19 protein-coding genes, 1 tRNA gene and 1 other RNA gene are annotated in these 23,599 nt (G+C 54.0%); 10 read left to right on the plus strand and 11 right to left on the minus strand.

Annotated elements, in window-relative coordinates; all coding sequences use genetic code 11:
- Nucleotide 1: 1 nt before the first annotated feature.
- From LG300_RS06510 to betI, 7 genes are all read right to left on the minus strand, one after another.
- Nucleotides 2-889 (minus strand): carbohydrate ABC transporter permease, encoded by an 888-nt coding sequence (locus LG300_RS06510; protein ID WP_404377585.1) that lies wholly within the window; start codon nucleotides 887-889, stop codon nucleotides 2-4.
- Nucleotides 882-1,982: an ABC transporter ATP-binding protein gene (locus tag LG300_RS06515; RefSeq protein WP_404377586.1), complete on the minus strand. Its 1,101-nt coding sequence runs from the start codon at nucleotides 1,980-1,982 to the stop codon at nucleotides 882-884. The genes LG300_RS06510 and LG300_RS06515 overlap by 8 nt, the downstream gene beginning before the upstream one ends.
- Nucleotides 1,975-3,075: an ABC transporter ATP-binding protein gene (locus LG300_RS06520; protein ID WP_404377587.1), complete on the minus strand. Its 1,101-nt coding sequence runs from the start codon at nucleotides 3,073-3,075 to the stop codon at nucleotides 1,975-1,977. Before LG300_RS06520 ends, LG300_RS06515 begins: the two co-directional genes overlap by 8 nt.
- 377 nt (nucleotides 3,076-3,452) lie before the next feature.
- Entirely contained in the window at nucleotides 3,453-5,939 is a 2,487-nt protein-coding gene (locus LG300_RS06525; RefSeq protein ID WP_404377588.1) for an acyl-CoA dehydrogenase, read from the minus strand.
- A 194-nt stretch (nucleotides 5,940-6,133) separates the two neighbouring features.
- Nucleotides 6,134-7,807, minus strand: a complete 1,674-nt coding sequence (gene betA / locus LG300_RS06530; protein ID WP_404377589.1) for a choline dehydrogenase — start codon at nucleotides 7,805-7,807, stop codon at nucleotides 6,134-6,136.
- Between the two features lie 51 nt (nucleotides 7,808-7,858).
- The gene (gene betB, locus LG300_RS06535) at nucleotides 7,859-9,328 is read right to left on the minus strand and encodes a betaine-aldehyde dehydrogenase (RefSeq protein WP_404377590.1); all 1,470 of its coding nucleotides are present in this window, start codon (nucleotides 9,326-9,328) and stop codon (nucleotides 7,859-7,861) included.
- Nucleotides 9,329-9,338: 10 nt separating this feature from the next.
- Nucleotides 9,339-9,947: a transcriptional regulator BetI gene (gene betI, locus LG300_RS06540; RefSeq protein WP_404377591.1), complete on the minus strand. Its 609-nt coding sequence runs from the start codon at nucleotides 9,945-9,947 to the stop codon at nucleotides 9,339-9,341.
- Between the two features lie 209 nt (nucleotides 9,948-10,156).
- On the opposite strand from betI, the gene LG300_RS06545 reads away from it, so the two are divergent.
- The 6 genes from LG300_RS06545 to LG300_RS06570 all read left to right on the plus strand — a co-directional run bounded on the left by LG300_RS06545 (nucleotide 10,157) and on the right by LG300_RS06570 (nucleotide 13,280).
- Nucleotides 10,157-11,089: a choline ABC transporter substrate-binding protein gene (locus LG300_RS06545; protein WP_404377592.1), complete on the plus strand. Its 933-nt coding sequence runs from the start codon at nucleotides 10,157-10,159 to the stop codon at nucleotides 11,087-11,089.
- A gap of 91 nt (nucleotides 11,090-11,180) precedes the next feature.
- A tRNA-Met gene (locus LG300_RS06550) sits at nucleotides 11,181-11,257 on the plus strand.
- Nucleotides 11,258-11,302: 45 nt separating this feature from the next.
- Nucleotides 11,303-11,399, plus strand: an RNA gene (gene ffs / locus LG300_RS06555) — signal recognition particle sRNA small type.
- Nucleotides 11,400-11,737: 338 nt separating this feature from the next.
- Nucleotides 11,738-12,169: a DUF488 domain-containing protein gene (locus tag LG300_RS06560; RefSeq protein WP_404377593.1), complete on the plus strand. Its 432-nt coding sequence runs from the start codon at nucleotides 11,738-11,740 to the stop codon at nucleotides 12,167-12,169.
- A gap of 214 nt (nucleotides 12,170-12,383) precedes the next feature.
- Nucleotides 12,384-12,821 carry a MarR family winged helix-turn-helix transcriptional regulator gene (locus LG300_RS06565; RefSeq protein ID WP_404377594.1) on the plus strand — a complete coding sequence of 146 codons (438 nt, stop codon included), beginning with the start codon at nucleotides 12,384-12,386 and terminating at the stop codon, nucleotides 12,819-12,821.
- A 138-nt stretch (nucleotides 12,822-12,959) separates the two neighbouring features.
- Complete coding sequence (locus tag LG300_RS06570) at nucleotides 12,960-13,280, plus strand: carboxymuconolactone decarboxylase family protein (RefSeq protein ID WP_404377595.1); 321 nt, start codon at nucleotides 12,960-12,962, stop codon at nucleotides 13,278-13,280.
- Nucleotides 13,281-13,374: 94 nt separating this feature from the next.
- On the opposite strand, the gene LG300_RS06575 is transcribed toward LG300_RS06570, so the two are convergent.
- Nucleotides 13,375-14,508: a methyl-accepting chemotaxis protein gene (locus LG300_RS06575; protein WP_404377596.1), complete on the minus strand. Its 1,134-nt coding sequence runs from the start codon at nucleotides 14,506-14,508 to the stop codon at nucleotides 13,375-13,377.
- Nucleotides 14,509-14,580: 72 nt separating this feature from the next.
- Nucleotides 14,581-15,237 carry an iron-sulfur cluster repair protein YtfE gene (gene ytfE / locus LG300_RS06580; protein WP_404377597.1) on the minus strand — a complete coding sequence of 219 codons (657 nt, stop codon included), beginning with the start codon at nucleotides 15,235-15,237 and terminating at the stop codon, nucleotides 14,581-14,583.
- A 166-nt stretch (nucleotides 15,238-15,403) separates the two neighbouring features.
- Between ytfE and norR the strand changes: the two genes are divergently transcribed.
- The gene (gene norR / locus LG300_RS06585) at nucleotides 15,404-16,930 is read left to right on the plus strand and encodes a nitric oxide reductase transcriptional regulator NorR (protein WP_404377598.1); all 1,527 of its coding nucleotides are present in this window, start codon (nucleotides 15,404-15,406) and stop codon (nucleotides 16,928-16,930) included.
- Nucleotides 16,931-16,938: 8 nt separating this feature from the next.
- Here the strand turns inward: norR and LG300_RS06590 are convergent, their stop codons facing one another.
- Nucleotides 16,939-17,520 (minus strand): YIP1 family protein, encoded by a 582-nt coding sequence (locus tag LG300_RS06590; protein ID WP_404377599.1) that lies wholly within the window; start codon nucleotides 17,518-17,520, stop codon nucleotides 16,939-16,941.
- Between the two features lie 632 nt (nucleotides 17,521-18,152).
- Between LG300_RS06590 and LG300_RS06595 the strand changes: the two genes are divergently transcribed.
- Nucleotides 18,153-18,653 carry a hypothetical protein gene (locus tag LG300_RS06595; protein ID WP_404377600.1) on the plus strand — a complete coding sequence of 167 codons (501 nt, stop codon included), beginning with the start codon at nucleotides 18,153-18,155 and terminating at the stop codon, nucleotides 18,651-18,653.
- 127 nt (nucleotides 18,654-18,780) lie between these two features.
- Here LG300_RS06595 and LG300_RS06600 read toward each other — a convergent pair whose 3' ends face one another.
- On the minus strand, nucleotides 18,781-19,140 hold the full coding sequence (locus tag LG300_RS06600) for a hypothetical protein (RefSeq protein ID WP_404377601.1): 360 nt from the start codon (nucleotides 19,138-19,140) through the stop codon (nucleotides 18,781-18,783).
- Between the two features lie 771 nt (nucleotides 19,141-19,911).
- On the opposite strand from LG300_RS06600, the gene LG300_RS06605 reads away from it, so the two are divergent.
- Both LG300_RS06605 and LG300_RS06610 read left to right on the plus strand, forming a co-directional pair.
- Nucleotides 19,912-20,940: a zinc-dependent alcohol dehydrogenase family protein gene (locus tag LG300_RS06605; RefSeq protein WP_404377602.1), complete on the plus strand. Its 1,029-nt coding sequence runs from the start codon at nucleotides 19,912-19,914 to the stop codon at nucleotides 20,938-20,940.
- Nucleotides 20,927-23,593 carry a GNAT family N-acetyltransferase gene (locus LG300_RS06610; protein WP_404377603.1) on the plus strand — a complete coding sequence of 889 codons (2,667 nt, stop codon included), beginning with the start codon at nucleotides 20,927-20,929 and terminating at the stop codon, nucleotides 23,591-23,593. The genes LG300_RS06605 and LG300_RS06610 overlap by 14 nt, the downstream gene beginning before the upstream one ends.
- Nucleotides 23,594-23,599 lie beyond the last annotated feature (6 nt).

The raw sequence follows: 23,599 nt of genomic DNA on the forward strand, positions 1-23,599 counted from the left end.
ATCATGCTCCCCCGTGCGGGTTCTTATCTTTTTGCATGTGCATGATGGTGGTGTAGAACACCCAGCTCACGAGCAAAATAACCAGGAAGTAGATGATCGAGAACGCGGCAGAAGGGCCTAGGTCCTGCTGGCCGATCGCCATGGTGGCTAGCGACTGGCTCAGGAAGGTGGTAGAGCTGCCTGGGCCGCCGCCGGTCAATACAAAAGGCTCTGCGTAAATCATGAAGGAGTGCATAAAACGCAGGAGCACCGCGATAACCAATACGTTGGTGAGCTTGGGAAGCTGGATGTAGCGGAAGATGGCCCACTTGGAAGCGCGGTCAATGCGCGCTGCTTGGTAATAGGCTTCGGGAATCGAGCGCAGGCCGCTGTAGCACAGCATGGCGACCAGCGGTGTCCAGTGCCAAACATCCATCAAAATAATCGTCGCCCAGGCATCTCCCGCATTACGGGTGATGTTGTAGTCGATGCCCAGCTCTCGCAGACCCCAGCCCATCAGGCCGATATCGCCACGAGTAAAGATTTGCCAAATGCTGCCCACTACGTTCCAGGGAATCAGTAGCGGTAGGGTAATCAGGATCAGTACGGCGGACGCTTGCCAGCCCCGTTTAGGCATAATCAGCGCAATGCCGATACCCAACGGCACCTGAATGGCCAGAATGGTCAGCGAAAACAGAATCTGGCGCACGAAGGCGTCGCGCAGCGCAGAGTCGTTCAGAATGCTATGGAACCACTCAGCACCGGTGAAGAAGCGGGCGTTAGGGCCGAGCACGTCCTGCACCGAGTAGTTAACCACGGTCATGAGTGGAATAATGGCAGAGAAGGCCACCAGTACCAGCATGGGAAGTACCAGCAGCCATGCGCGGTTATTAAATACTTTATTATTCATGGCCGATCTCCACTAGGTATTCATCGATATAGAGCGCGGTATGCTGATCGGAGAACGTTGCAAAGGCGGATTCGCCGATTGGCGCGTGTCCTTCAGATAGTCGTGCCTTAAAGAGCTGTCCGTTCAGTGTGAAGCTGATCAGTGAGTAGGTGCCTAGGTCTTGCACGTTCATTACGCTAATTGGCACGCTGTCTGACGCTGGCGTGCTGCTCACCGTAATAAACTCAGGACGGATACCGAGCTTGATATTGCTGGAGCTTGCCGCTGCCACGCTCTGCCGGATGGCCTCGCTCACAGGAAGCGGCTGCTCGCCAAACATCACCTGACCAGATTGGTGGGTGACGCTCATAAAGTTCATGCCAGGACTCCCAATGAAGTAGCCCACAAAGGTATGCGCTGGTTTTTCAAAGAGCTCACGAGGCGTGCCAAACTGCACCACCTGACCGTCGTACATCACCGCGATTTTGTCAGCGAAGGTGGATGCCTCAAGCTGGTCGTGGGTGACGTAGATCATGGTGATATTGAAGCGCTCATGAATCTCTTTGAGCTTACGACGCAGCTTCCATTTGAGCTGCGGGTCGATCACCGTGAGCGGTTCGTCAAACAGAATGGCAGAGACGTCGTCGCGAACCAGCCCACGACCCATAGAAACTTTCTGCTTCTCGTCAGCGGTCAGGTTTTTGGCTTTACGGGAGAGCAGCGGCGTCAGGTCGAGGATGTCGGCAATTTCCCGGACTTTAGGGTCTACCTTGTATTCGGGGGTGTTCATATTGCGCAGCGGGAAAGCCAGGTTGTCGTACACCGTCATGGTGTCGTAGATCACCGGGAACTGGAAAACCTGAGCAATATTGCGCTCCTCCGGTGGCAGCTCATTGACTCGCTGCCCATCGAACAGCACGTCGCCTTCGGAGGGTTCAAGCAGGCCAGAAATAATGTTCAGCAGGGTGGATTTACCGCAGCCCGACGGGCCGAGCAGGGCATAAGCGCCGCCTTGATGCCAGACGTGTTCCATTTGGCGAATGGCGTAATCACTGTGGCTGCTGGGTGTTTTGCTGTAGCTGTGTGCTAGGCCCTTTAGAGTAATTTCAGCCATGGGCAACGCTCCCTTGAACAGAAGAGGGGATATGCACGGTGCTACCCTGCTTATCAAAGGCGTAGAGCTGGTGCGTCGGGAAGTACACCTTAATCGCATCGTTTACGTGAAATTCATGGATGCCTGCCAGGTGAAGCACCAGCGGGAAGCGTTCGTGGCGCACATGCAGGAAGGTTTCTGAACCGCTGATTTCGGCCACATCTACCAGCACTGATAGCTCTAAATCATCGGCTGACTGGGGCTTTAGAGTGATATGCGAGGCGCGCACGCCGAAGTCGTAATCGCCTGGAGCCAGCTTCTGAAGGCCTGGGTCGCAGGGGAAGTGCAGCGACTGGTCAAAAGTGATTTCAGAAGTTGTTAACTTGCCCGGCACAATATTAATTGGCGGTTCAGAGAACATCTCCGCGCTATGGCGGCCGTTGGGTTCGCGGTACACCTGCTCGGTAGGGCCATACTGCAGCAGCCTGCCTTCATGGAGTACCGCTGTGTTGCCGCCTAGGGCCAGCGCTTCGTTGGGTTCGGTAGTGGCGTAAACGGCAATGCAGTTGCGTGCCTTAAATAGGTCGCGCAGCTCATCGCGTAGCTCTTCACGCAGCTTGTAATCCAGGTTGACCAGCGGCTCATCAAACAGAATCAAATCGGCATCCTTGACCAGTGCGCGCCCCATGGCGGTGCGCTGCTGCTGCCCACCGGAAAGCTCCTGGGGGTAGCGGTCGAGCAAATGTTCGATATGTAGCATTTCGGCAATACTGCCAACGCGCCGGTTGATTTCCTGCTGTGGGGTTTTTGCTAGCTTCAGCGGTGAGGCGATATTGTCGCGTACCGTGAGGCTTGGGTAGTTGATGAACTGCTGGTACACCATGGAAACGTTGCGTTTGCGAACCGAAACGCCCGTGACATCCTTGCCATCCATGAAGATACGCCCGCGGGTTGGCTGCTCTAAGCCTGCCATCAGGCGCATGAGCGTGGTTTTGCCCGCTAAGGTGCGCCCCAGCAATACGTTAAAGGAACCGGGTTCCAGTTCTAGGTCAACCCCACTGATATGGGTCTGACCTCCGACGACGTGGTCGATATTTTGCAAATGTAAGGACATGCCGATCTCGCTAGCGTCGTTGTTATTGATAGTTAGTATCGATAGAGAGTGGTGCGCTGATCGCGAGTGAAGGTGGTTGTTCGTGCTTATTTAGCGATTATTATCTGGCAACCACTCAGTGCGATATTTTCATTAACGAAAGACTAGTTGATCATTTTCGAACTTGCAACGCTTTTTGTAAGCGTCTGTATTCGCTTTTAGGCGTAGAAAACGACTGATGAGAGAGTGATGAGTGACTTTGATGAGGCTATGTGCGCGATATGAACCGAAAAGTAGGGCTGGTAATGTTCGTTTGATTCGTTTTGGAACATGGCGGTGGTGCCATAAAAAAACCGGCCCACAGGGGGCCGGTTGAGAGGATTTGCCTTGCGGCTAGGTTATTTCACGCTAATTTCCGCCTGAGTAGATGCTTTGGCCGCTGCCGCGTTGTGGTCGATCAGTGTCGACTTATCATTGGCAAAGGCGTCGTAGGCAAAGTCATCCACTGTGAGCATTTCTAGCACTTCAGCCTCAAAGGTACGCATGAAGTTGGTGTCCTCTTCGCTAATTAGGCCTTTTTCCAGCGCTGCTTCTACCCGCGCTTCGGGGTGTAGCGCTGTCTGTGGCAGCTCCCCTTTGGCGTAGGCTTTGTTTACCGTGCGGTAGATCGCTTCGGCGCGGTCATAGTCGCTCAGCAGGGCATTGTAGCGGGCTAGCGGGTTGCTAACGGTGCCGTCGTCTTTATCCCAGGTATTAGAGAGCAGCTTGCTACGCAGCGCGCTATGGGTAGACACCCGCTGGGCGATGTCGCGGGCCAGGTCGTCGTGGGGTTTGTTCCAGCGGCGGCCGGTGGGCATCACCACAACTTTCAATACTTTACCCAGCGCGCGGTTTGGCAGGTTGTCGAAAATCTCCACAAACGCCTGCTCGGCGCGGTTGAGCAGGAACTGCAGGCTGTAATGGAGCAGCGCTTCTTCGCCTTCAACTTTGTTGCCGTTATGCCACTGCTTGAGCACCATAGAGGCGAGGTAGAGGTTAGAGAGCACATCGCCCAGGCGCGCAGAGAGCATTTCGCGCTTTTTCAGCGCAGAGCCTAGGCTGGCCATGGCGGCATCCGCGCATAAGCCGAATCCCGCCGAGAGGCGCGCGATATCCTGGGCATAGCCAGCGGCGGGGCCGCTGAACGGTACGCTCGGTTTGCCAATGCCAAGCCCTTGGGTGAAGGCGCGCGCCGCGTTGCCGAAGATCAAGCCCGCATGGCCAAAGAAGGCTTTATCGAACGCTTTCACATCGTTGGCATCTTTGGCGGCCAGCTCTTCCAGCACATAGGGGTGGCAGCGAATCGCGCCCTGACCAAAGATCATCAGGTTGCGGGTCATGATGTTCGCGCCTTCAACGGTGATGGCTACTGGGTTGGCGCTGTAGCCAATACCCAGGTAGTTGCGCGGGCCAAGCGTGACCGCTTTACCACCGTGAACGTCCATCGCATCGCTAAGCAGCACGCGCTGGAACTCGGTCAACTGGCTTTTCAGAATGGCCGAGGGCACCGCCGGTTTCTCGCCGTGGTCGATCAGGTTAGCGGTTTGGTACACCGTGGCGGCGGAAATGTAGGCCAGCGACGCCATGCGCGCGAGCGGCTCTTGGACGCCTTCCATTTCGGCCACCGGTACGTTGAACTGACGGCGCACACGGGTGAAACCACCGCTCCAGCCCAGCGCGTAGCGCGCGGTGCCGGTGGCGCCTGAAGGCAGCGTGATGCAGCGGCCAATGGAGAGGCACTCCACCAGCATACGCCAGCCCTGGCCGATCATATCCGGGCCGCCGATGATGGTATTCAGCGGTACGAAAACGTCTTTGCCTTTAATCGGGCCATTCATGAACGGGCTGCCGATGGGGTGGTGGCGTCGGCCAATTTCCATTCCCTGGGTATCGCGGGGGATCAGCGCCAGGGTAATACCGCGATCTTCCTCATCGCCTAGCAGGTTCTCAGGGTCGAAAAGACGGAATGCGAGACCAACCACAGTGGCAATGGGCGCCAGGGTAATCCAGCGTTTCTCGAAGTTGAGGCGCACACCGACCACTTCTTCGCCGTTAACGACCTGCTTGCACACCACGCCGGTATCCGGCAGCGAGGTAGCATCGGAGCCTGCACGGGGGCCGGTTAGGCCAAAGCAGGGGATTTCACGGCCATCCGCCAGGCGCGGTAGGTAGTGGTCTTTCTGCTCTTGGGTGCCGTACTTCAGCAGCAATTCGCCCGGGCCGAGGGAGTTGGGCACGCCCACGGTCACCATTAGGGTTTCATTGGCGGAAAGCTTCTGCAGCACCATGGATTGTGCTTTGGCAGAGAAGCCCAGGCCGCCGTACTCCTTCGGAATGATCATGCCGAAGAAGCCCTCTTTTTTCAGGTAGTCCCACAGCTCTTGGGGTAGGTCGGCGCGCTCACGGGCGATATCCCAGGCGTTGCACATGCCAGCGGCTTTAGCGCACTGGTTGTCCAAAAACGCCTGCTCCTCATCGCTTAAGCCTTCATCTTTGTAGTTGAGCAGTGATTGCCATTGGGGCTTGCCGGAGAAGAGTTCGCCATCCCAGGAAACGCTGCCCGCTTCAAGTGCGGTGCGCTCGGTATCGGATACCTTAGGGGCTACTTTCTTGAAGGTGGCAAAAATGCGCGGGGTTAGCCACTTACGGCGTAGGAAGGGCAGGCCCGCGATGGCAACGGCGGCGGCGGTGATTAAAAGCAGCGTGCCGATAACCGGTGCGTCTAACACAACGCCTATTAAGCCAAGAATGCCAAGCAGGGCAATAGCAGGCGTAGCGCCTGCCTCGCGGCGCATCACCACGAGCAAGCCCGCAATGGCAAGCACAATAAGAAGTAGGGTGAGCATGGGGGTTCTCCATGGGTAGTGATGAAAGAACGTATTTAAACGTATGTTTGAATATTCGCAGAGACGCCTGTCTAAGTGCAAGCTTTTCGCCGTTATACGTTCGCTACATATATGTCACTGTAGCGTGGTTAGGATATAAAAAAAACGCCACGGCGCTTGGCCATGGCGTTTCTTCTTGGGCGGGCTGAGCTAGCTTACGCTTGTTTGGCGGGGGCGCCGTTGGCAACGTAGTAATCGACGCTGGCGCGGGGCAGCGGCTCGCGGCCACGAATACGGTCGGCAATTTTTTCCGCCAGCATGATGGTCGGGGCGTTCAGGTTGCCGGTAGGAATGACCGGGAACAGCGACGCATCCACTACGCGTAACCCGTCAAGCCCATGCACGCGGCCCTGGGCATCGGTCACCGCCATGTCGTCTTCACCCATGCGACAGCTGCCGCAGGGGTGGTAGGCGGTTTCGGCGTGCTGCTTGACGAAGTTATCTAGCTCGGCGTCGCTTTGCACGCTAGGGCCAGGGGATATCTCGCGACCGCGATACTGGTCAAAGGCGGGTTGGGCGATGATCTCACGGGTCAAGCGGATCGCATCGCGAAACTCTTCCCAGTCCTTCTCTTTAGACATGTAGTTAAACAGGATGCTGGGCGCGGCGTGGGGGTCCTTGGATGTCAGGCGAATGCGACCACGGCTTTCTGAGCGCATGGAACCGACGTGGGCCTGGAAGCCATGAGCCTGCACAGCACTTTTGCCGTTGTAGCTAATGGCGATGGGTAGGAAGTGGTACTGCAAGTTGGGCCACTCCTCCTCGTCACGGCTGCGAATAAAGCCACAGGACTCAAACTGGTTGCTGGCGCCTATACCGGTGCCGTTAAACAGCCATTCGGCACCGATTTTGGGTTGGTTGTACCACTTCAATGCCGGGTAGAGCGAAATAGGCTCTTTACACTCGTACTGAATGTACATTTCCAGGTGGTCTTGCAGGTTTTCACCGACCCCTGGGAGCGCGTGCACCACGGGAATGCCCAGCTCTTTCAGCCACTCAGGGTTGCCAACACCGGAGCGCTGGAGAATTTGCGGAGACGCAATGGCGCCGCCGCATAGCAACACTTCACGGCGCGCACGGGCCTGTTTGGGCTGGCCTTTTTGCTCGTAGCGCACACCGACGGCGCGCTTGCCATCGAATTCGATCACATCGGTGACGGCGTGGGTTTCGATGGTCAGGTTGCTGCGCTGTTTGGCGGTATCCAGGTAGCCACGGGCGGTAGAGGCGCGGCGGCCCTTGGGCGTCACGAAGCGGTCCATGGGGCCGAAGCCCTCCTGCTGGTAGCCGTTGACGTCGTCGGCTTCTGGGTAGCCTGCCTGTTTGCCTGCTTCGATAAAGGTGCGATAAAGCGGATTGTTGCCTGCTTTGGGCGTGGTAACGCTAACGGGGCCATCGCCGCCGTGATAGTCGTTCGGGCCGATATCGCGGGTTTCGCACTTTTTGAAGTAGGGCAGGCAGCTTAGGTAGTCCCACTCTTCCAGGCCGGGCTGTTTGGCCCAGTTGTCGTAGTCCAGGGCGTTACCGCGAATGTAGCACATGCCGTTAATTAGCGAGGAGCCGCCCAGGCCCTTACCACGACCACACTCCATGCGACGGTTGTTCATGTGCGGTTCGGGGTCGGTTTCAAACGCCCAGTTGTAGCGCTTACCCTGCAGCGGGTAGGCCAGCGCGGCGGGCATTTGGGTGCGGAAGTCGAAGCGGTAATCGGGCCCGCCGGCTTCCAGCAGCAGAACGCTGACATCGCTATCTTCGGTTAGGCGCGTGGCCAGCACGTTACCTGCCGAGCCGGCGCCGATAATGATGTAATCAAATTCAGGTGCTTGAGACATGGTGTTACCTTGGCAGAGTCGAAGAGTTGGGGCGAAGTCCATGACTTCGATCTAAAACACCGACTCAAACGGGCCCATCTCGATCTGTACCGACTTGGTCTGGGTGTAGTGGTTCAGCGTTTCCACACCGTTTTCGCGGCCAATGCCGGACTCCTTGTAGCCACCCACCGGCATTTCAGAGGGAGATTCGCCCCAGGTGTTGACCCAGCAGATGCCCGCTTCCAGTTGGTGAATCACGCGGTGTGCGCGGTTCAGGCTCTCGCTGAAGACGCCGGCGGCTAGGCCGTACTTGGTGTCGTTGGCGCGGCGGATCACTTCGTCTTCGTCATCAAAGGCGAGTACCGACATCACCGGGCCAAAGATCTCTTCTTTGACGATGCGCATCTCATCGGTGCAGTCGGTAAATACCGTGGGGGCTGCCCAGGCACCGTTCGCCCATTGGCCGCTGTTCCAGGGGTCGCCACCGGCCAGCACGCGCGCGCCTTGCTCTTTGCCGAGCGCGATGTAGGAGAGCACTTTCTCCTGGTGTTCAAAGCTCACCAGCGGGCCGAAGTTGACGCTAGGGTCCATTGGGTTGCCCGCTTTGATGCGTGCCACGCGCTCAACCAGCTTGGCTTCGAACGCCTCTTTGACGCTGCGCTCAACGAACACGCGGGTGCCGTTGGTGCAGATTTGGCCGCTGGAGTAGAAGTTCGCCATCATGGCGGCATCCGCCGCACGGTCAAGGTCGGCATCTGCAAACACGATTAGCGGCGATTTGCCGCCCAGTTCCATCGTCACGTCTTTTAGCGTAGAGCCACCGGCAGCGGCCATGACTTTCTTGCCGGTGCCGACTTCGCCGGTAAACGAAACTTTGGCAATGCCAGGGTGCTCGGTCAGCATGGCACCGACGCGACCATCGCCCTGCACCACGTTAAACACGCCGTTGGGCAGGCCTGCCTCGGTGAAGATTTCGGCAAGCTTGATCGCCGTCAGTGGGGTCACTTCGCTGGGCTTGAACACAATCGCATTGCCAGCGGCCAGCGCTGGGGCGGCCTTCCAGCAGGCAATTTGGATGGGGTAGTTCCAGGCGCCAATGGCACCAATCACGCCCAGCGGTTCGCGGCGGGTGTAAACGAACGAGCTATCGCGCAGGGGGATCTGGCTGCCTTCAATGGCGGGGGCGAGGCCTGCGTAGTACTCCAGAGCATCGGCACCGGTGACGATATCAACGCTGGCGGTTTCACTGATGGGTTTGCCGGTATTGCGGGTCTCCAGCTCGGCAAGCTCGTCGTTGCGTTCACGAAGAAGCGCTACGGCACGCAGCAGGATGCGCGAGCGCTCCATGCCGGTCATCGCAGCCCATTCTCGCTGGCCGCGCTGGGCGGCTTGAATGGCGCTATCGACATCGGCTTGGCTTGCCTGGCCAATGGTGGCCAGCAGGCTGCCATCATAGGGGTTGGTAACGGTAAATGTTTCGCCGGAGGTGGCATCCACCGGGCGACCATCAATGTAGAGGGGCTGAACGTCCTGAGCGGCCATGCTGATCTCCTTAATAAAGTTCGGCAGTGGATGCGTCTTGGTAGCACCCGTAATGTGTCAGTAACTGGTCGAGATAGGTGTGCGCCAGGTGCCGTGCTTCTTCGGCATCCAGGCCTTCGGGGGTTAAGGCACCGCGCAACCACAAGCCATCAATCATGGCGGCTAAGCCGCGTGCGGCGTTGCGGGCGTCGGGCCGAGGCATGACCCGCTGGAACTGGTGGCAGAGGTTGGCATACAGGCGGCGGTCGTTAACATATTGCAGCCGCTGTAGCACGGGCTTGTGCATGCTGCTGGCCCAGAAGGCAAGCCAGGTTTTGGCGGCAGGGCCGGTCACCTGGGTGCGGTCGAAGTTGCCCTCAATAATCGCACCGATATGGGCGCGGGGGGAGTCATCTTCCAGAGCGCGGCGGCGTGCGGCAACGGCATCGCTAAGATCCGTCAAAATCTGCCGCATGGTGGCTTCTAGCAAGCCGTCCTTACCGCCAAAATAGTGGCTGATAATTCCTGCGGAAACCCCTGCGTGGCGGGCGATGCGCATCACCGTTGCCTCGGCAAGGCCAACCTCATCAATGGCCGCCATGGTGGCCTTAATTAACTGCTGGCGGCGTATTGGTTCCATTCCCACCTTAGGCACAGCTATCTCCTAATGACGTTGAATGCCCATTGGCTCCTCACCTTGAAAAGCGGGAGTAGGCATGATTACCTGTGTATGATGGCATTTTTTTATTGAACGTTCAATCAATAAAAGAGTGCGTTATTGCTTCTCGACTTAGCGATCATGACGCGAAGGCGAGTTCATATAAAACCGATAACGGGAGAATGATCAAAATGAAACGGACATACACACGACGCTTGAGCGCTTTATTAATCACTGCCTGCCTACCGGTAGTGGCTTACGCTAATGAGTGTAGTAGCGTTCGATTTGCTGAGGTGGGTTGGACCGATATTACCGCGACGACGGCGCTGGCCAGCGAGGTATTGGACGCACTGGGCTACGAGCCGCAGGTGGATACGGTGTCGGTACCCATCGCCTATGCGGGTATGCGTAATAACGATTTTGATGTGTTTTTGGGCAACTGGATGCCCTCCATGGCCTCGATCAGCGACCCCTACATCGAGCGTGGGGAAGTAGAGCGCTTAGTGGCTAACCTTGAGGGTGCTAAGTATACCCTAGCGGTGCCGCAGTATGTGTATGATGCGGGCGTTACCTCGGTGACCGATTTAGCTGAACACGCAGACCAGTTTGAAAAGCGTATTCACGGTATTGAAGCAGGCAATGACGGAAACGAGCTCATCCAGCAAATGATTGATGATGATGCTTACGGGCTAGGGGATTGGCAGGTCATCGATTCCAGCGAAGCGGGTATGCTCGCCGAGCTTCGCGCACGGGTGCCCAATGAGAAGTGGATGGTGTTCCTGGGGTGGGAGCCGCACCCCATGAACACCAATTTCGAGATGGCCTACCTGTCCGACGCAGACGACTACTTTGGCCCGAATCTAGGCGGTGCGACGGTGTATACCAATACCCGTGCCGGTTTTGTCGAATCCTGCCCCAACGTTGGCGAACTGCTTAGTAATATGACGTTTACGCTGGAAATGGAAAACCAGCTCATGGGCGCTATTATGGATGAAGGTATTGCGCCGCGCGACGCTGCCCGTAGCTATTTAAGTGAACACCCAGAGGTGCTGGAAGCGTGGCTGGAGGGAGTGACGACCCGCGACGGGCAAGAAGCATTGCCCGCTGTGCAGGCGGCGCTGTAAGCCCATTGGCCTGGATAACCAAAAGGCAGGCCGCCACGGCTTGCCTTTTGCCGCCAATGTAGGCATACTCTGCACCCGCTGATGTCGCAAAGGCTACGTAGCTCAGTTGGTTAGAGCACATCACTCATAATGATGGGGTCCCCTGTTCAAATCAGGGCGTAGCCACCAAGCAGCGCAAGTATGCAGCTCAAAAGCATACGACTATGGTGGCCCCTTAGGTCCTCCCGCAACGCTAAACTGCGAACCCCGCCAGGCCCGGAAGGGAGCAACGGTAGTGGTGGCTGCGTGTGCCGGGATGTGGCTTTTGGGGCCGCCTCCATTTCTTGTCGTTTCCGGTCTGTTTTGACATAAATTCCAGCTAAAATGACATAACCCACTTTGTAGGCATCCTACGGAATGGGGCACTGACATATATCGTTGTCACCTTCGCCACTCCCGCATCAAAAAAACCTATAATTCCATCTGCACAAAAAAGCATCGCGTGCTAGCCTTGCCGCCTTACAAATAGCGATGATGCTTATGGACAGTCCGCTTCCAGATCGCTTGAGAACCGCCAGGCAAGCAGCGGGTATGATCCCAGAGCAGAGTTAAGCACGGTGCGTCCGAACTGCGGGGCATCAAGGAGATGTTTGCAGGAGGGGAGATATAATGCCATATGAAATCATGCTCAAGCGGGTATATGCGCCGATAGAGGAACACGATGGTGCTCGTGTATTGGTAGATCGGTTATGGCCTGCCGGATTGTCGCGACACTTGCTTGCAATAAGCGAGTGGTACCAGGAGGTAGCACCCGCATATCCATTATGTCGCCAATATCAGCAGCAAAGAATCAGTAAATCACTATTTCTTACGCGATACAGAAGTGAGCTGAAGGCGTGCCCTGATAAACTGCTGCCTTTGATGAGTTTCGTTCGAATGGGGCGTCTCACCTTACTAACTGCAGATCGTCAAATTGAAAATTCACACCTTTCGGTGATTAAAGAGCTGACACTCTCAGCACTTGCAGAGGAAGATGCGATGGATAGAGAGTTTTCTTCTTCTCCCTGCTTGTTACATACATTATCCAATTCTCAACGCTAAATGATTCGTTATAACTGAGTTTGACATAGCTGAGTCTGACTTATCTTCATTGAACGTATTGGCTAAGTAGTAATTTGATAAAATTTAATGGTTTCTTTTTATTTTTTATGGTTTTAAAACTAAATGGCCATTTATATCGCAGCGTGATACTGTTTTTAGAATAGCCACTATGTCCTGTCAAAACGGTTCAATACATGCAAAGAGAATTTGAGAAATGGACAAAAAGTTAACGCTTGATAAGAGCGACTTTGAGCGGTTGTCACAATTTCGTTACCACCTGCGTTGCTTTCTTCGCCATAGTGAAGATATCTGTCGCCGCTATGGGCTGACACCATTGCAGTATCAATTATTGCTACATCTTCGCGGATTTCATGGAAGAGATTGGGCGACAGTGGGTGAGCTTGCTGAACGACTTCAAGCGAAACATCATGGGGTCGTGGCGCTCGTTGATCGCTGTGAGCAGTTGTCGTTGGTTGAGCGACGGCAGGGGCGTGAGGATCGTCGTCAAATAGAGGTGCATTTATTGGAAGAGGGCGTAAATCAGGTAACGCAAATTGCAGAAGCGCATCAGCCTGAGTTGCGTCATTTGCAGGAAAATACGCTATTTCCTGACTTGGGTAACCTTACTTCATACAGAACAGAAGAAGATTAATATAACCAGTATGCATTATACTTCTTCGTTTGAACGGTTTAGGCTAGTTAGTAAGTTTAGCTTTTAAGAGTGGAGGGTGGAATTTAGTCGCCCTGTCTCTATACTGTGAGCCACAGTCTATCAATAAGGTGTTGCATTATGACAAAAAATGATTTGCCCTCTGGGGCTGGGGATGTTGCAAGTCAGTACCCGGAGATATGGGATGCTTATGCTGCTTTGGGAAAAGCGTGTGCTGAAGCAGGGCCGCTTGATGAACGCAGCCGGCGCTTAATCAAGCTCTCGCTAGCGATAGGTGCTCGCTCTGAGGGGGCTGTTCATTCCCATGTTCGCCGTGCCCTTAAAGAAGGTGTGAGTGCAGAGGAACTTAAACAAGTAGCCATGTTAGCAATTCCAACCGTGGGATTTCCGGCTGCCGTTGCTGCCTTAACCTGGATTGAGGACATTACAGACCCTGAATAGGGCGTTTTGAACGACGATATTTTGCTGCCAGAAGCACTGTCCGTATTGAAAAGCGATGCGGACAGTGCAGTCATCCTGCGGGTGATTGGAGCATTCAGTGGCTGGCGCTCGAAAGAGCTAGTGCATGTGGTGAGCTGGTCGTTGCCGGCAGGTTAGCTTGCTGAGCACTTGGCCGATATTTACGCATGATGTAACGCAAACGCTTCATAACATCCAGATTGGCCGCTTCCATCTTTGCCAGCGAGGCCATTGCCTCGTCCATACGGCCCTCACAATGGTGTGTCACGGCTTCGATAGCCCGTTGATGGACCTCGCGGTGCGGTGCTTCCAGCGCTTGAAAATCTTCGTCGCTGTAAAATTGCTTGCTTCCCGTCCCTGCGTAGTACCAGCGGCCTAGTGCGCATTGAGATTCGTCAGGCAGGTCTTCGGCTGTCTTGGCTGAGAGACCCATAAAGATACGGTAGACTTCTAACTTAATTTCTAACTCTTCCAGGTTGGCCAACTCCACTTCACTCAACATCGCGGAGAAGGAGAGCGCTTGGGTACTTTTATTGGTCAGCTCCAGCAGTTGTTCAGTACGCTGCATGACATGGCTGGCTTCGTGGCTCAGGCGTTCGGCCTTTCGTGCATTATCGTTCATTACACTATCAACTTGATCGGCTTGGCCCATGATGCTGCCGCTGAGACCGCTAATTCTGTGGGTAGTAGTGTTGGTTCTTGACGCTAAATCGCGCACTTCGGTGGCCACGACGGCAAAGCCACGTCCGGCTTCGCCGGCTCGTGCTGCCTCGATACTGGCATTAAAAGCAAGCAACGTGGTCTGCATGGAGATTTTGTCGATCGAGCTGACGAAGTTCTCGATATGTCCGGCATCGCTTCTAAGAGAGGTCACCTGCTCGGCGGCATCACCAATGTGCACATTGAGCGCGCGTAAATCGGTGACCATGGCGGTTAGTGCATCTTGGCTGCGCTGCGACTCATTGGCGGTCGAGTCTGTAATCTGCTGGTTGCTCTGCAACAGCGCAGAGAGGTCTGAGAAGGAGTCTCTTAGAGCAACTACAGAGTCACCGAACTCGGTGAGATGGGTAAATAAATGCTGATGAAGACGCTGCTGTGTTTCTAGTTCGTTAACACGGGCTTGAAGTTGGTCGCGCTCGACCTGCAGTGCTGCAGCTTGGTTACCTTCTTTAGCATCCCGCGAAGAAAGAATAGAGCGGAAAAAGCGCATAGCATCTCCTGGTCGTGTGGTTAGAAGTCGCCCGTTATAAAGCGGGCGACATGATCGGTCGTCGTAGCTGGCTTAACCAACACGCTCAAACAGTAAATTGTTTTCCAGGTGGATATGCTGCATAAGATCGTTGCGGAACTCGCTTAGCCCGGTATAGAGCGCACGCCAGGTGTTGCAGGCACCCTGAGGTGGGCAGATGTTGTTGGTGAGCGTCATTAGCTGATCAAGGCTGGTAGCATGGTCGTCATGTTCGTGGCGCATGACCGTGATTGGCCCTTGGGCCTGGCTGTGCAGTCCACCGCGTAGCATGGGAAAGAGGATCTGCTCTTCCTTTTGCATATGGCTTTCCATTTCCTGGTGAATAGCGGTGAGTAAGTCGGCAAGTCCGCGAGGGCAAGCATCGTGTTCTCCGTGAACCTGCTCGACACGACGAGCCATTCGGGTTAGCTCTGGTAGCTGCTGGCGATGCACGTCGTGATAGCGGGTCAGGATATGGTCAATCAAAGCGCTGTTGCTGGATGCCTGCCAATCGTGGGGATCGGTTTCGTTTGCAGGTAGGGCCTCAAGTTCGGAGGCGAGCATATCCGGGTTTAGCTGGGCGCGTTGTGCTGCTTCTCGTAGAGTGATGTGGCCATTGCAGCCGTAATCAATGTGATGGGTAAGGAAGATACGGGTAGCACCAGGTAGCGAAAGGGCAGTGTGGCCTACCGTTTGGTCGAGAATGGACATGACATTTCCTTATATTAGAAAGAGTGCAGTGCTCTTATAGCAAAACGTATTTAGCAAGCAGCATGCCAGTTTTTTATTGATTAAAAATCAAATAGATATATATGTAATGGTGATAAATACCCTGTTGTGTTAGGGTGTTTTTCACCATTTTAAGGTGATAATCACCATGCTTGATGAAACATTGCTGGCTGATCTTATTGCTGATTTGCCCAGTGCCGTGCGGTTGCAGCGCCTGGTACGCACCCTACGTGAGGAGTTTTGCTGCGGTGCTGTCTGTCTACTGCGCTTGGATGAAGATGCATTGATGCCGGTGGCTGTAGATGGGCTTGTGCGCGAAGGATTAGGTCGGCGTTTCAAAGTGTCCCACCACCCACGCTTGGCTACTATTCTTGCCAGCCGTCGTACGACTCGTTTTCCCCCTGATGCCGACTTGCCTGACCCCTACGATGGCCTCGTGGAGCAGCAGCTTGACCAGCCGCTTCATGTCCATGACTGCATGGGTATTAGTTTGTATGTGGAGGGTGAGCCTTGGGGTGTCTTAACCTTGGATGCGTTAGTGGCGGGCACCTTTGATACGGCGGCCTGCTTAGTATTAGAACGCTATGCCTTGCTGGTTGAGGCTGCGGTGCGCGTTAGCCGTCTAGAGCAGGACCTGCGTGCACTGCGCATGATCCGCCAGGAGGGGGACTTGCGTTTTTCTCCCCCAGAGGCGCGCGACATTCTCGGTCATAGCACAGTACTTCAGAGGTTGCTGCACGAGCTTGATGTTGTCGCTGCCTCCGATCTGACAGTGCTTCTGGTGGGTGAAACTGGGGTGGGCAAGGAGCTGTTTGCTCGCCGCTTACATCAATGCTCTTCACGCTATAAGGCACCGCTGGTACAAGTTAACTGTGCTGCACTGCCTGAATCATTGGCTGAAAGTGAGCTATTTGGGCATGTAAAAGGTGCATTTTCTGGCGCTGTTAGTGCCCGTGCTGGTCGTTTTGAGGCTGCCGACGGCGGTACACTGTTCCTTGATGAGGTAGGCGAGTTACCGCTGTCAATACAAGCTAAGCTGCTGCGTGCCTTGCAGGAGGGTGAAGTGCAGCGCCTGGGCGAAGATACGCCGCGGCGGGTTGATGTAAGAATTATCGCTGCCACCAATCGACGATTGGCCGAATCTGTGCGCGAAGGAGGCTTCCGCGCTGACCTATATCATCGGCTGTCAAACTACCCGGTTGCAATTCCGCCGCTGCGCGAGCGGGGTGGCGACGTGCTGGTGTTGGCAGGACATTTTCTTGAAATCAACCGTATGCGTCTTGGGGTGCGTAGCTTACGCCTTTCACAGGAAGCCGAGGAAGCGTTGCTTAGTTATGCTTGGCCGGGAAATGTGCGTGAACTAGAGCATGTGATTAGCCGTGCGGCAATCAAGGCGCTCAGCCAGGGGGAGCACCGTGATGACATTATCACCCTAGTACCCGAATGGCTCGACCTGCCTCACCCTATAAGACAAAGAGGCGACAAAGTAGATAAAGCGCAGGTATCGAGAGAGATAGCCCCACAGAGTCTCCGCGAACGAGTTGAAGAGTCCCAGCGCTACGCCATTCGCGATGCACTGGAGGCTTGCAATGGTGTTTGGGCAGAGGCTGCCCGTTACTTATCCGTCGACCCTAGTAACTTGCACAAGCTGGCTCAGCGGTTGGGACTCAAATAAACCGTGACTCAGTAAGCCCAGACAATAGCCATCAGCACCCCCCATGCCAGTACCCCCGCGGCCATAATGGTGTAAGTAACGGACATCGTGGTTACATCATTTGTTGAGCGTGCACATAAAGCTTGTAGCCCGTGATAGACCAAGCTGCAAGAGATGCCTAGTGCCGTTAGCACTGCTAGAGCATTGAATATCAGGCTAGGGATGAGTAAAGCGATTGCTGAGGACCATAACGGCAACGGTGCTAAGGCGGCCAGTAGATAAGCGTCGTGGTAGCTGATCGATAGCTCGCGATTGCTGTTGACCACCGCGTAAATCAGCCAGCCCATCACGAAAAAGGTAAGTAATTCAGCCAAGAACAGGATGGTAGTGATGAAGCGCCACTGCCGGTCGGCGAGGCCGAGAGCGAGGGTGTCTCCATAGTATGTACCCACATAGTGTGTGCCAGCGTAATAGAGCATCAGAGGGGGTAATAGCGACATGGGCAACACCACGCACCAGGCCAGGGTAGCGATGGAAGGGTGGCGCTGCTGCAGATCCTTCCATCCCGCCAGGTGAGTAAAAGGCAGTTGAATAATGGTTAGCGGATTCATTGTCTGTTCTCGCAGTCAGTTGTGAGCGTAGTTAGCTTAAAAATATCATGTTGTGATATTTTAACTAATAGGACTCATAAGAGGTTCTGTCAAGAGAAGCCCTCACTTTATCAAGCTGCCGCTTTGGCTAGCGATCACCCAGCTGCTGGGCGACCACCTGGATAGGGTGGCCGTGCGTAGCCTTCCTAGTGTCCTCCCATTCGTACCACCCCAGGATAAGCGAAGTAAAAGGGCTCGTTGATGTTTAAGTTAGCCAGTGTAGCGACCTTGTTTCTTGGGTAGGGAAGCGTCGTGCTACCTAGAATATAGAGCGACGCTTGTGATAATAAAGGTTAATTATTCTGATAATCGAAGTTGTTGGCTTTCTAACAAATAAGTTGAGTGTTTCTGGTGAGTTTGGTTGCTTTTAGCATGTTCGGTTAAGAGATGATGGTATTCTAATTGACGGACTGGTAATAAAGTATGAAAGCTGGCCTAAAGATAGTATTAGGTTTGCTATTAAGTCGCTGTTAATTTATTAATCTTAATGAAGAAAATTGACAAGTGTCATTGAAAATGAGCTTTACCTAGCTCTAGGATACCTCCTGAGGAATTACTTAACGTTGGGCTTTTCTTATATACAGGGGGCGTTGATGGATAATTTAACAGCACTTACTTTTCTGCCGCAGGAACAGCTTGATTTAGCCTATTTGCATGAAGTGCGTGAGCTAAATCGGTATCGGGGCTTGGCACTCAGTTTTCTACCCTTCGATCCACCCATTAGCCGTTTAATGGATGCGATTGGTATGGAGTGTGTGCACAGGCTTTGTAGTTTGCAGGAAGTGGCAAGGCAGATGGAGCTTGGTGCATGCGCGAATGCTAATCAGCAAAAAGAACCGCCATTTTTCGGCAAAATGACCAAGCACTTTTTTGTTGTAGATGAAAACATGGGGAAGCAGCTGTTAGCCAGCGCCGAAAAATCTGCTGAAGCGACGTGTGTGTTCTTTAACTGGATGTTGGAAACGAATGCAACGCCTGAGCTACATCAGTTGCTATTCGACTTTGTCACACAAAAAACGAAAGAGTGCCTAGTGCTTCGTGAATGCCGTGAGCAGTGGGGGATAGGCTCTTCCGAGTTAAGTTTTGCCATGTGATATTCGCTGCTGGGTAAAATGATACAAGAGCCGCTTTGTATACTCTTGCTGATGTCAAAGCGGCATACTAGCAACCCATGCTACCTTCCCTGAAGCGGTATAAAATTATATGGGATGAGTGAACAGGCTAAAGCTCACACCAAATACGCTCGCGTAAATCTTCACTAAGCTCAGAGACCTTGCGCATACGCTTGAAGTGAGCGTGTGTCATATCACCAGCCATTTGATGGTAGCAAAATGCTAATGATGCAGGGGTTTGTGGTCCTTCTAAACCCAGCAGGCAGTTGGCAAATTTGCTATAAAATGGTGTGATGGTTGATATGAATTCAAGCTCATGGCGGAACGCTTCGTTAAGTGTTTCTAGCCAAATTTGCTGTAGTTTAGCTGATGCTTGAGCGGCTTCCTCCCAGGTTGAATACCAAAAAATAGGCAGGGTGTTGTTATTAATTGTATTAGGAGTTTGAGTGGGCAGTTTTAACGTTGTCATTATACGGTTCCTTATATGAAGTGAAGGAGTAGCGAAGAGCTTAATCCAGCCTTATTGTTAGCTACTCAATGATATCGTTATTCCCCAATATTCGGCCGACGTCTATTGTGGTACATCTCTTTTTAAAATACCCAAGACGTTTCCAAAAATTGTGGTATTTGCCATTGTTAAGCTGGCATTAGCCACTTTTTCGAATTGAGCAGGTATGCCCTTCCAGTGCCGTTGGCCAACGCTTTCAGAAACAAGTGCTTTCATTGTGTAAAGCATTGTGTGAAGCCTCCTCCCTTATAGCTGTTGCTTGTTGTTGCTCATTCTTGCTAGATACTTGCTATGCTCTCTAAATATATAGTCTATAAGGAGCAAGTATGTAAGAAGTATGTGAGCTAATTTTTAGCTGTTTTGATCAATGTCAAAAAATTAGAATAAAAAGATGTTTTTATGAGTTTTTTACCATAAAAGCATGGTTGTTTAGCATGGTTTATATTTCTAATGTGATGGTTTTATTAGCTTTTTAGTGGTGCTTTTCATTTTTTACCAACATTTGCTGTTTGCCTGTATCAGGGTGGTAGAGGGTGTATGTTTGTTGTGTTAGATCAATCATTTTACGAGTGAGTAAACTTGTTTGCTTAACGAGCTTCTTTTTAAGCGCGTTTAGACTATAAGTACTTATAGCCTAACGATAGTCACTGTGGAAAGGGGCGCTGTAGGTAGAGCGGTGGTTTGTCAAAAAAGTTTATATAAACAATTGTTTATGAGGCTTAAAGGGATCGCATGAGCATGAAGGTCATGGTGCTTGAGAAGCAGGGTGGGCCGTTGCAGTACAAAGAAAGACCCATTCCTACGCCGGGAGTAGGTCAGGTACTGCTGAAAGTCGAAGCGTGTGCCGTGTGTCGTACTGATCTACACCTGCTCAATGGGGAGCTGCCGGACATCCGCTACCCCATTATTCCTGGTCACGAAATAATTGGTCGTGTAGTTGAGTGTGGCCCTGGAGTGACGCTAACGAAGGGAGAGCGTCTAGGTGTTCCATGGCTGGGGTATAGCTGCGGCGAATGCCGTTACTGTTTACAGGGGAAAGAGAACCTTTGTGATCAAGCGCGTTTTACCGGTTACCAGATAGATGGTGGTTTTGCTGAATATACTCTGGCGGATCATCGCTTCTGTTTTACCATTAGCGCCACTTATAGCGCTGCAGAAGCGGCTCCGCTGATGTGTGCCGGCCTGATTGGTTATCGCTCCCTGGTCATGTGCGGTGAAGGCCTACAGAGTCTTGGTATTTATGGTTTTGGTGCGGCGGCGCATATTGTGGCTCAGGTTGCAAAACGCCAGGGCATTAAAGTGTACGCCTTTACTCGCCCAGGCGATGAAGCGTCTCAGCGATTTGCCCAGCACTTGGGGGCAGCGTGGGTCGGTAGCGCCGAACAGTCGCCTGGAGTGATGCTGGATGCCGCTATTATTTTTGCTCCCGTGGGGGAGTTAGTACCCATTGCACTTCGTGCTGTTCGCAAAGGGGGAGCCGTTGTTTGCGGCGGTATTTATATGAGTGATATTCCCTCTTTTCCGTATGCACTGCTTTGGGGTGAGCGTCAGTTGCGCTCTGTCGCCAATCTGACCCGTCAGGATGGTAGGGCATTTTTATCGCTGGCCTCTGAAGCCATGATCCAGACTAGAACAACGTGCTATCCGCTCCATGCGGCCAATGAGGCACTGGTGGATCTCCGTGAGGGTAAGCTAACTGGGGCTGCAGTATTGGTCATGGAGCCGCCTTCGGCATCGGAGATAAACGATGTCTATCCGTAATTTAGATGCTCTGTTTTCACCTAGTACCATTGCGTTGATAGGCGCTAGTAACCGTCCTGGCTCTGTGGGAGCGGTGCTGGCGCGTAATCTCCTGAATGGCGGATTCGCAGGGCCTATTCTGACCGTGAATCCACGGGAGCGGGCGATCCGCTCGACCCTCAATTACCATACGGTAAGCGAGCTGCCGCTGGCTCCCGATTTGGCCATTATTGCAACGCCGCCAGACAGCGTGCCTGGTCTGATACGCGAGCTTGGTGCGCGCGGCTGCCGTGCTGCCGTTGTGATTACAGCCGGTTTTGGTGAAGGGAAGCGCGCCGATGGCCAAGCGCTCAAGCAGGCGATTCTCGATGCCGCTAAGCCGTTTTTGATGCGTATTGTTGGTCCTAACTGCCTGGGGGTGTTAGCACCCCACCGGGGTATCAACGCCAGCTTTGCACATCTGACGCCCCAAAAAGGGGAAGTGGCTTTTGTCACACAGTCGGGCGCGGTGGCAACCGCTATCCTCGACTGGGCGGCAGCAAGGGGGATCGGCTTTTCGCATGTGGTGTCTCTGGGGGCAATGAGCGATGTCGATTTCGGTGACATGCTCGACTACTTAGCTCTCGACCCCAATACTCACGCCATTCTGCTGTATGTCGAGGCCATTCGTGAGGCTCGCAAATTCCTCTCGGCGGCGCGGATGGCCGCTCGCAATAAGCCGGTGGTGGTAGTCAAAGCAGGGCACAGCGAAGCGGGAGCCAAGGCCGCATTGTCACACACCGGAGCGTTGGCAGGTGCCGATGCCGTTTACGATGCTGCGTTCCGGCGCGCAGGTATGCTAAGGGTCAAAACGCTCGACGAGCTGTTTCAAGCCGCTGGCACGCTGGCCACAGGGATACGCGTGAAGGGCGACCGGCTTACCATTCTCACCAACGGAGGGGGAATCGGGGTATTGGCGGTTGATGCGCTGGCTAGCCTGAACGGTCATTTGGCCGAGCTTTCCGAAGCGACCCTGGCACGCCTGGATGCGCTTCTGCCTCCCGCTTGGTCCCACGCCAATCCGGTCGATATCCTGGGGGATGCGCCGGGATTACGTTATGCGGAAGCACTTGAAGCCTTGCTGAGCGGGAAGGAAGCAGATGCGATTCTGGTCATGAACTGCCCAACAGCGGTTGCCGACAGCCTGGAAGCTGCCCAGGCGGTGGTTGACACCCTGGGGGAGCGGCGGCCAGCGCTTCTCACCTGCTGGCTGGGGGAGGGAGCACCGGCCGAGGCCCGCCGCTTATTCGCTGCCCGTGCCATTCCAACCTACGAAACGCCCGAGCAGGCCATTCAGGCCTTTGGGCATCTATTCAGTTACCGGCGCAACCAGCAAGCGCTGATGGAAACACCGCCGCCGCTTTTGAATAACGACTATATCGACAAACTCAGCGCAAACGCGGTTATTGACCGCGTACTAGAAGATGGACGAACCGTATTAACCGAACCCGAGGCGGTGGCCGTGCTATCGGCTTATGGCATTCCCACCGTCTCTGCTATGACGGTGCGGACACCGGAAGAGGCGAGTGCGGCGGCAAAACAGCTGGGTTTTCCGGTGGTATTGAAAATTCTGTCGCGGGATATTTCACACAAGTCGGATAGTGGCGGCGTGCAGCTGAACCTCGCCTCGCCCGGTGCGGTGAAGCAGGCGGCCGAAGACATGCTCGTCACGATTTATCAACACGCCCCCGGAGCACGGCTGGATGGCTTTAGCGTGCAGCCAATGATCCGCCGCCCCGGGGCGCATGAGCTGATCCTGGGGATAGCCGAAGATAGCCTTTTCGGGCCGATTATTCTATTTGGCCAAGGGGGAACAGCCGTTGAGCTGATTGGCGACCGTGTTATTGGGTTGCCGCCTCTCAACCCGCTGTTAGCGCAGGAGATGATTCAGTCGACGCGCATTTCACGGCTGTTACGTGGTTATCGCCACCGGCCTGCGGCTGATATGGAGGCGATTAAGCTCTCGCTGATTAAGCTGTCTCAGCTGGTCATTGAGCTAGAACGTGTGGTCGAGCTGGATATCAACCCGCTGCTAGCCGATGCTGCAGGAGTGCTTGCCTTGGATGCTCGCATCGTGGTGAGAGCCGACCCAACTCAGCGGCCTTTGCTCGCTATTCGTCCCTACCCGCAACATCTTGAGCAAACGGTCGAGACACGTAATGGCCAACGTTATGTCCTGCGCCCCATTCGCCCCGAGGATGAGAAGGCGTTAGTTGAGATGCTACGCCACTCTTCCCCTGACGATATCCGGTTGCGCTTTTTTGCTGCTATCCGTGAGTTTGATCACGCCTTTGCCGCTCGGCTAACCCAAATCGATTATGACCGGGAAATGGCGTTTATTGCGATGCCGTTAGGTACTCAGGACATTGTAGGCGTCGTTCGTTTATCTGCAGACCCCAATAAAGAGAAGGCAGAGTTTGCCATCATGGTACGTAGCGACATAAAAGGAAGCGGGCTTGGTTATCGGCTTATGCAGCAGATGATCGACTATGCCCGTGATATTGGCCTTCAACAGCTATTTGCCGATGTTCTGCGCGAAAACCATGCCATGCGCGACATGGCCAAAGCGTTTGGTTTTGAAGTTCAGCCAATCAGCGGTGACGTCGATACCGTGACGATGGTATTGAAGCTTTAACGGGTG

The organism is Vreelandella aquamarina (assembly GCF_044805175.1).
GTDB lineage: Bacteria > Pseudomonadota > Gammaproteobacteria > Pseudomonadales > Halomonadaceae > Vreelandella > Vreelandella aquamarina_B.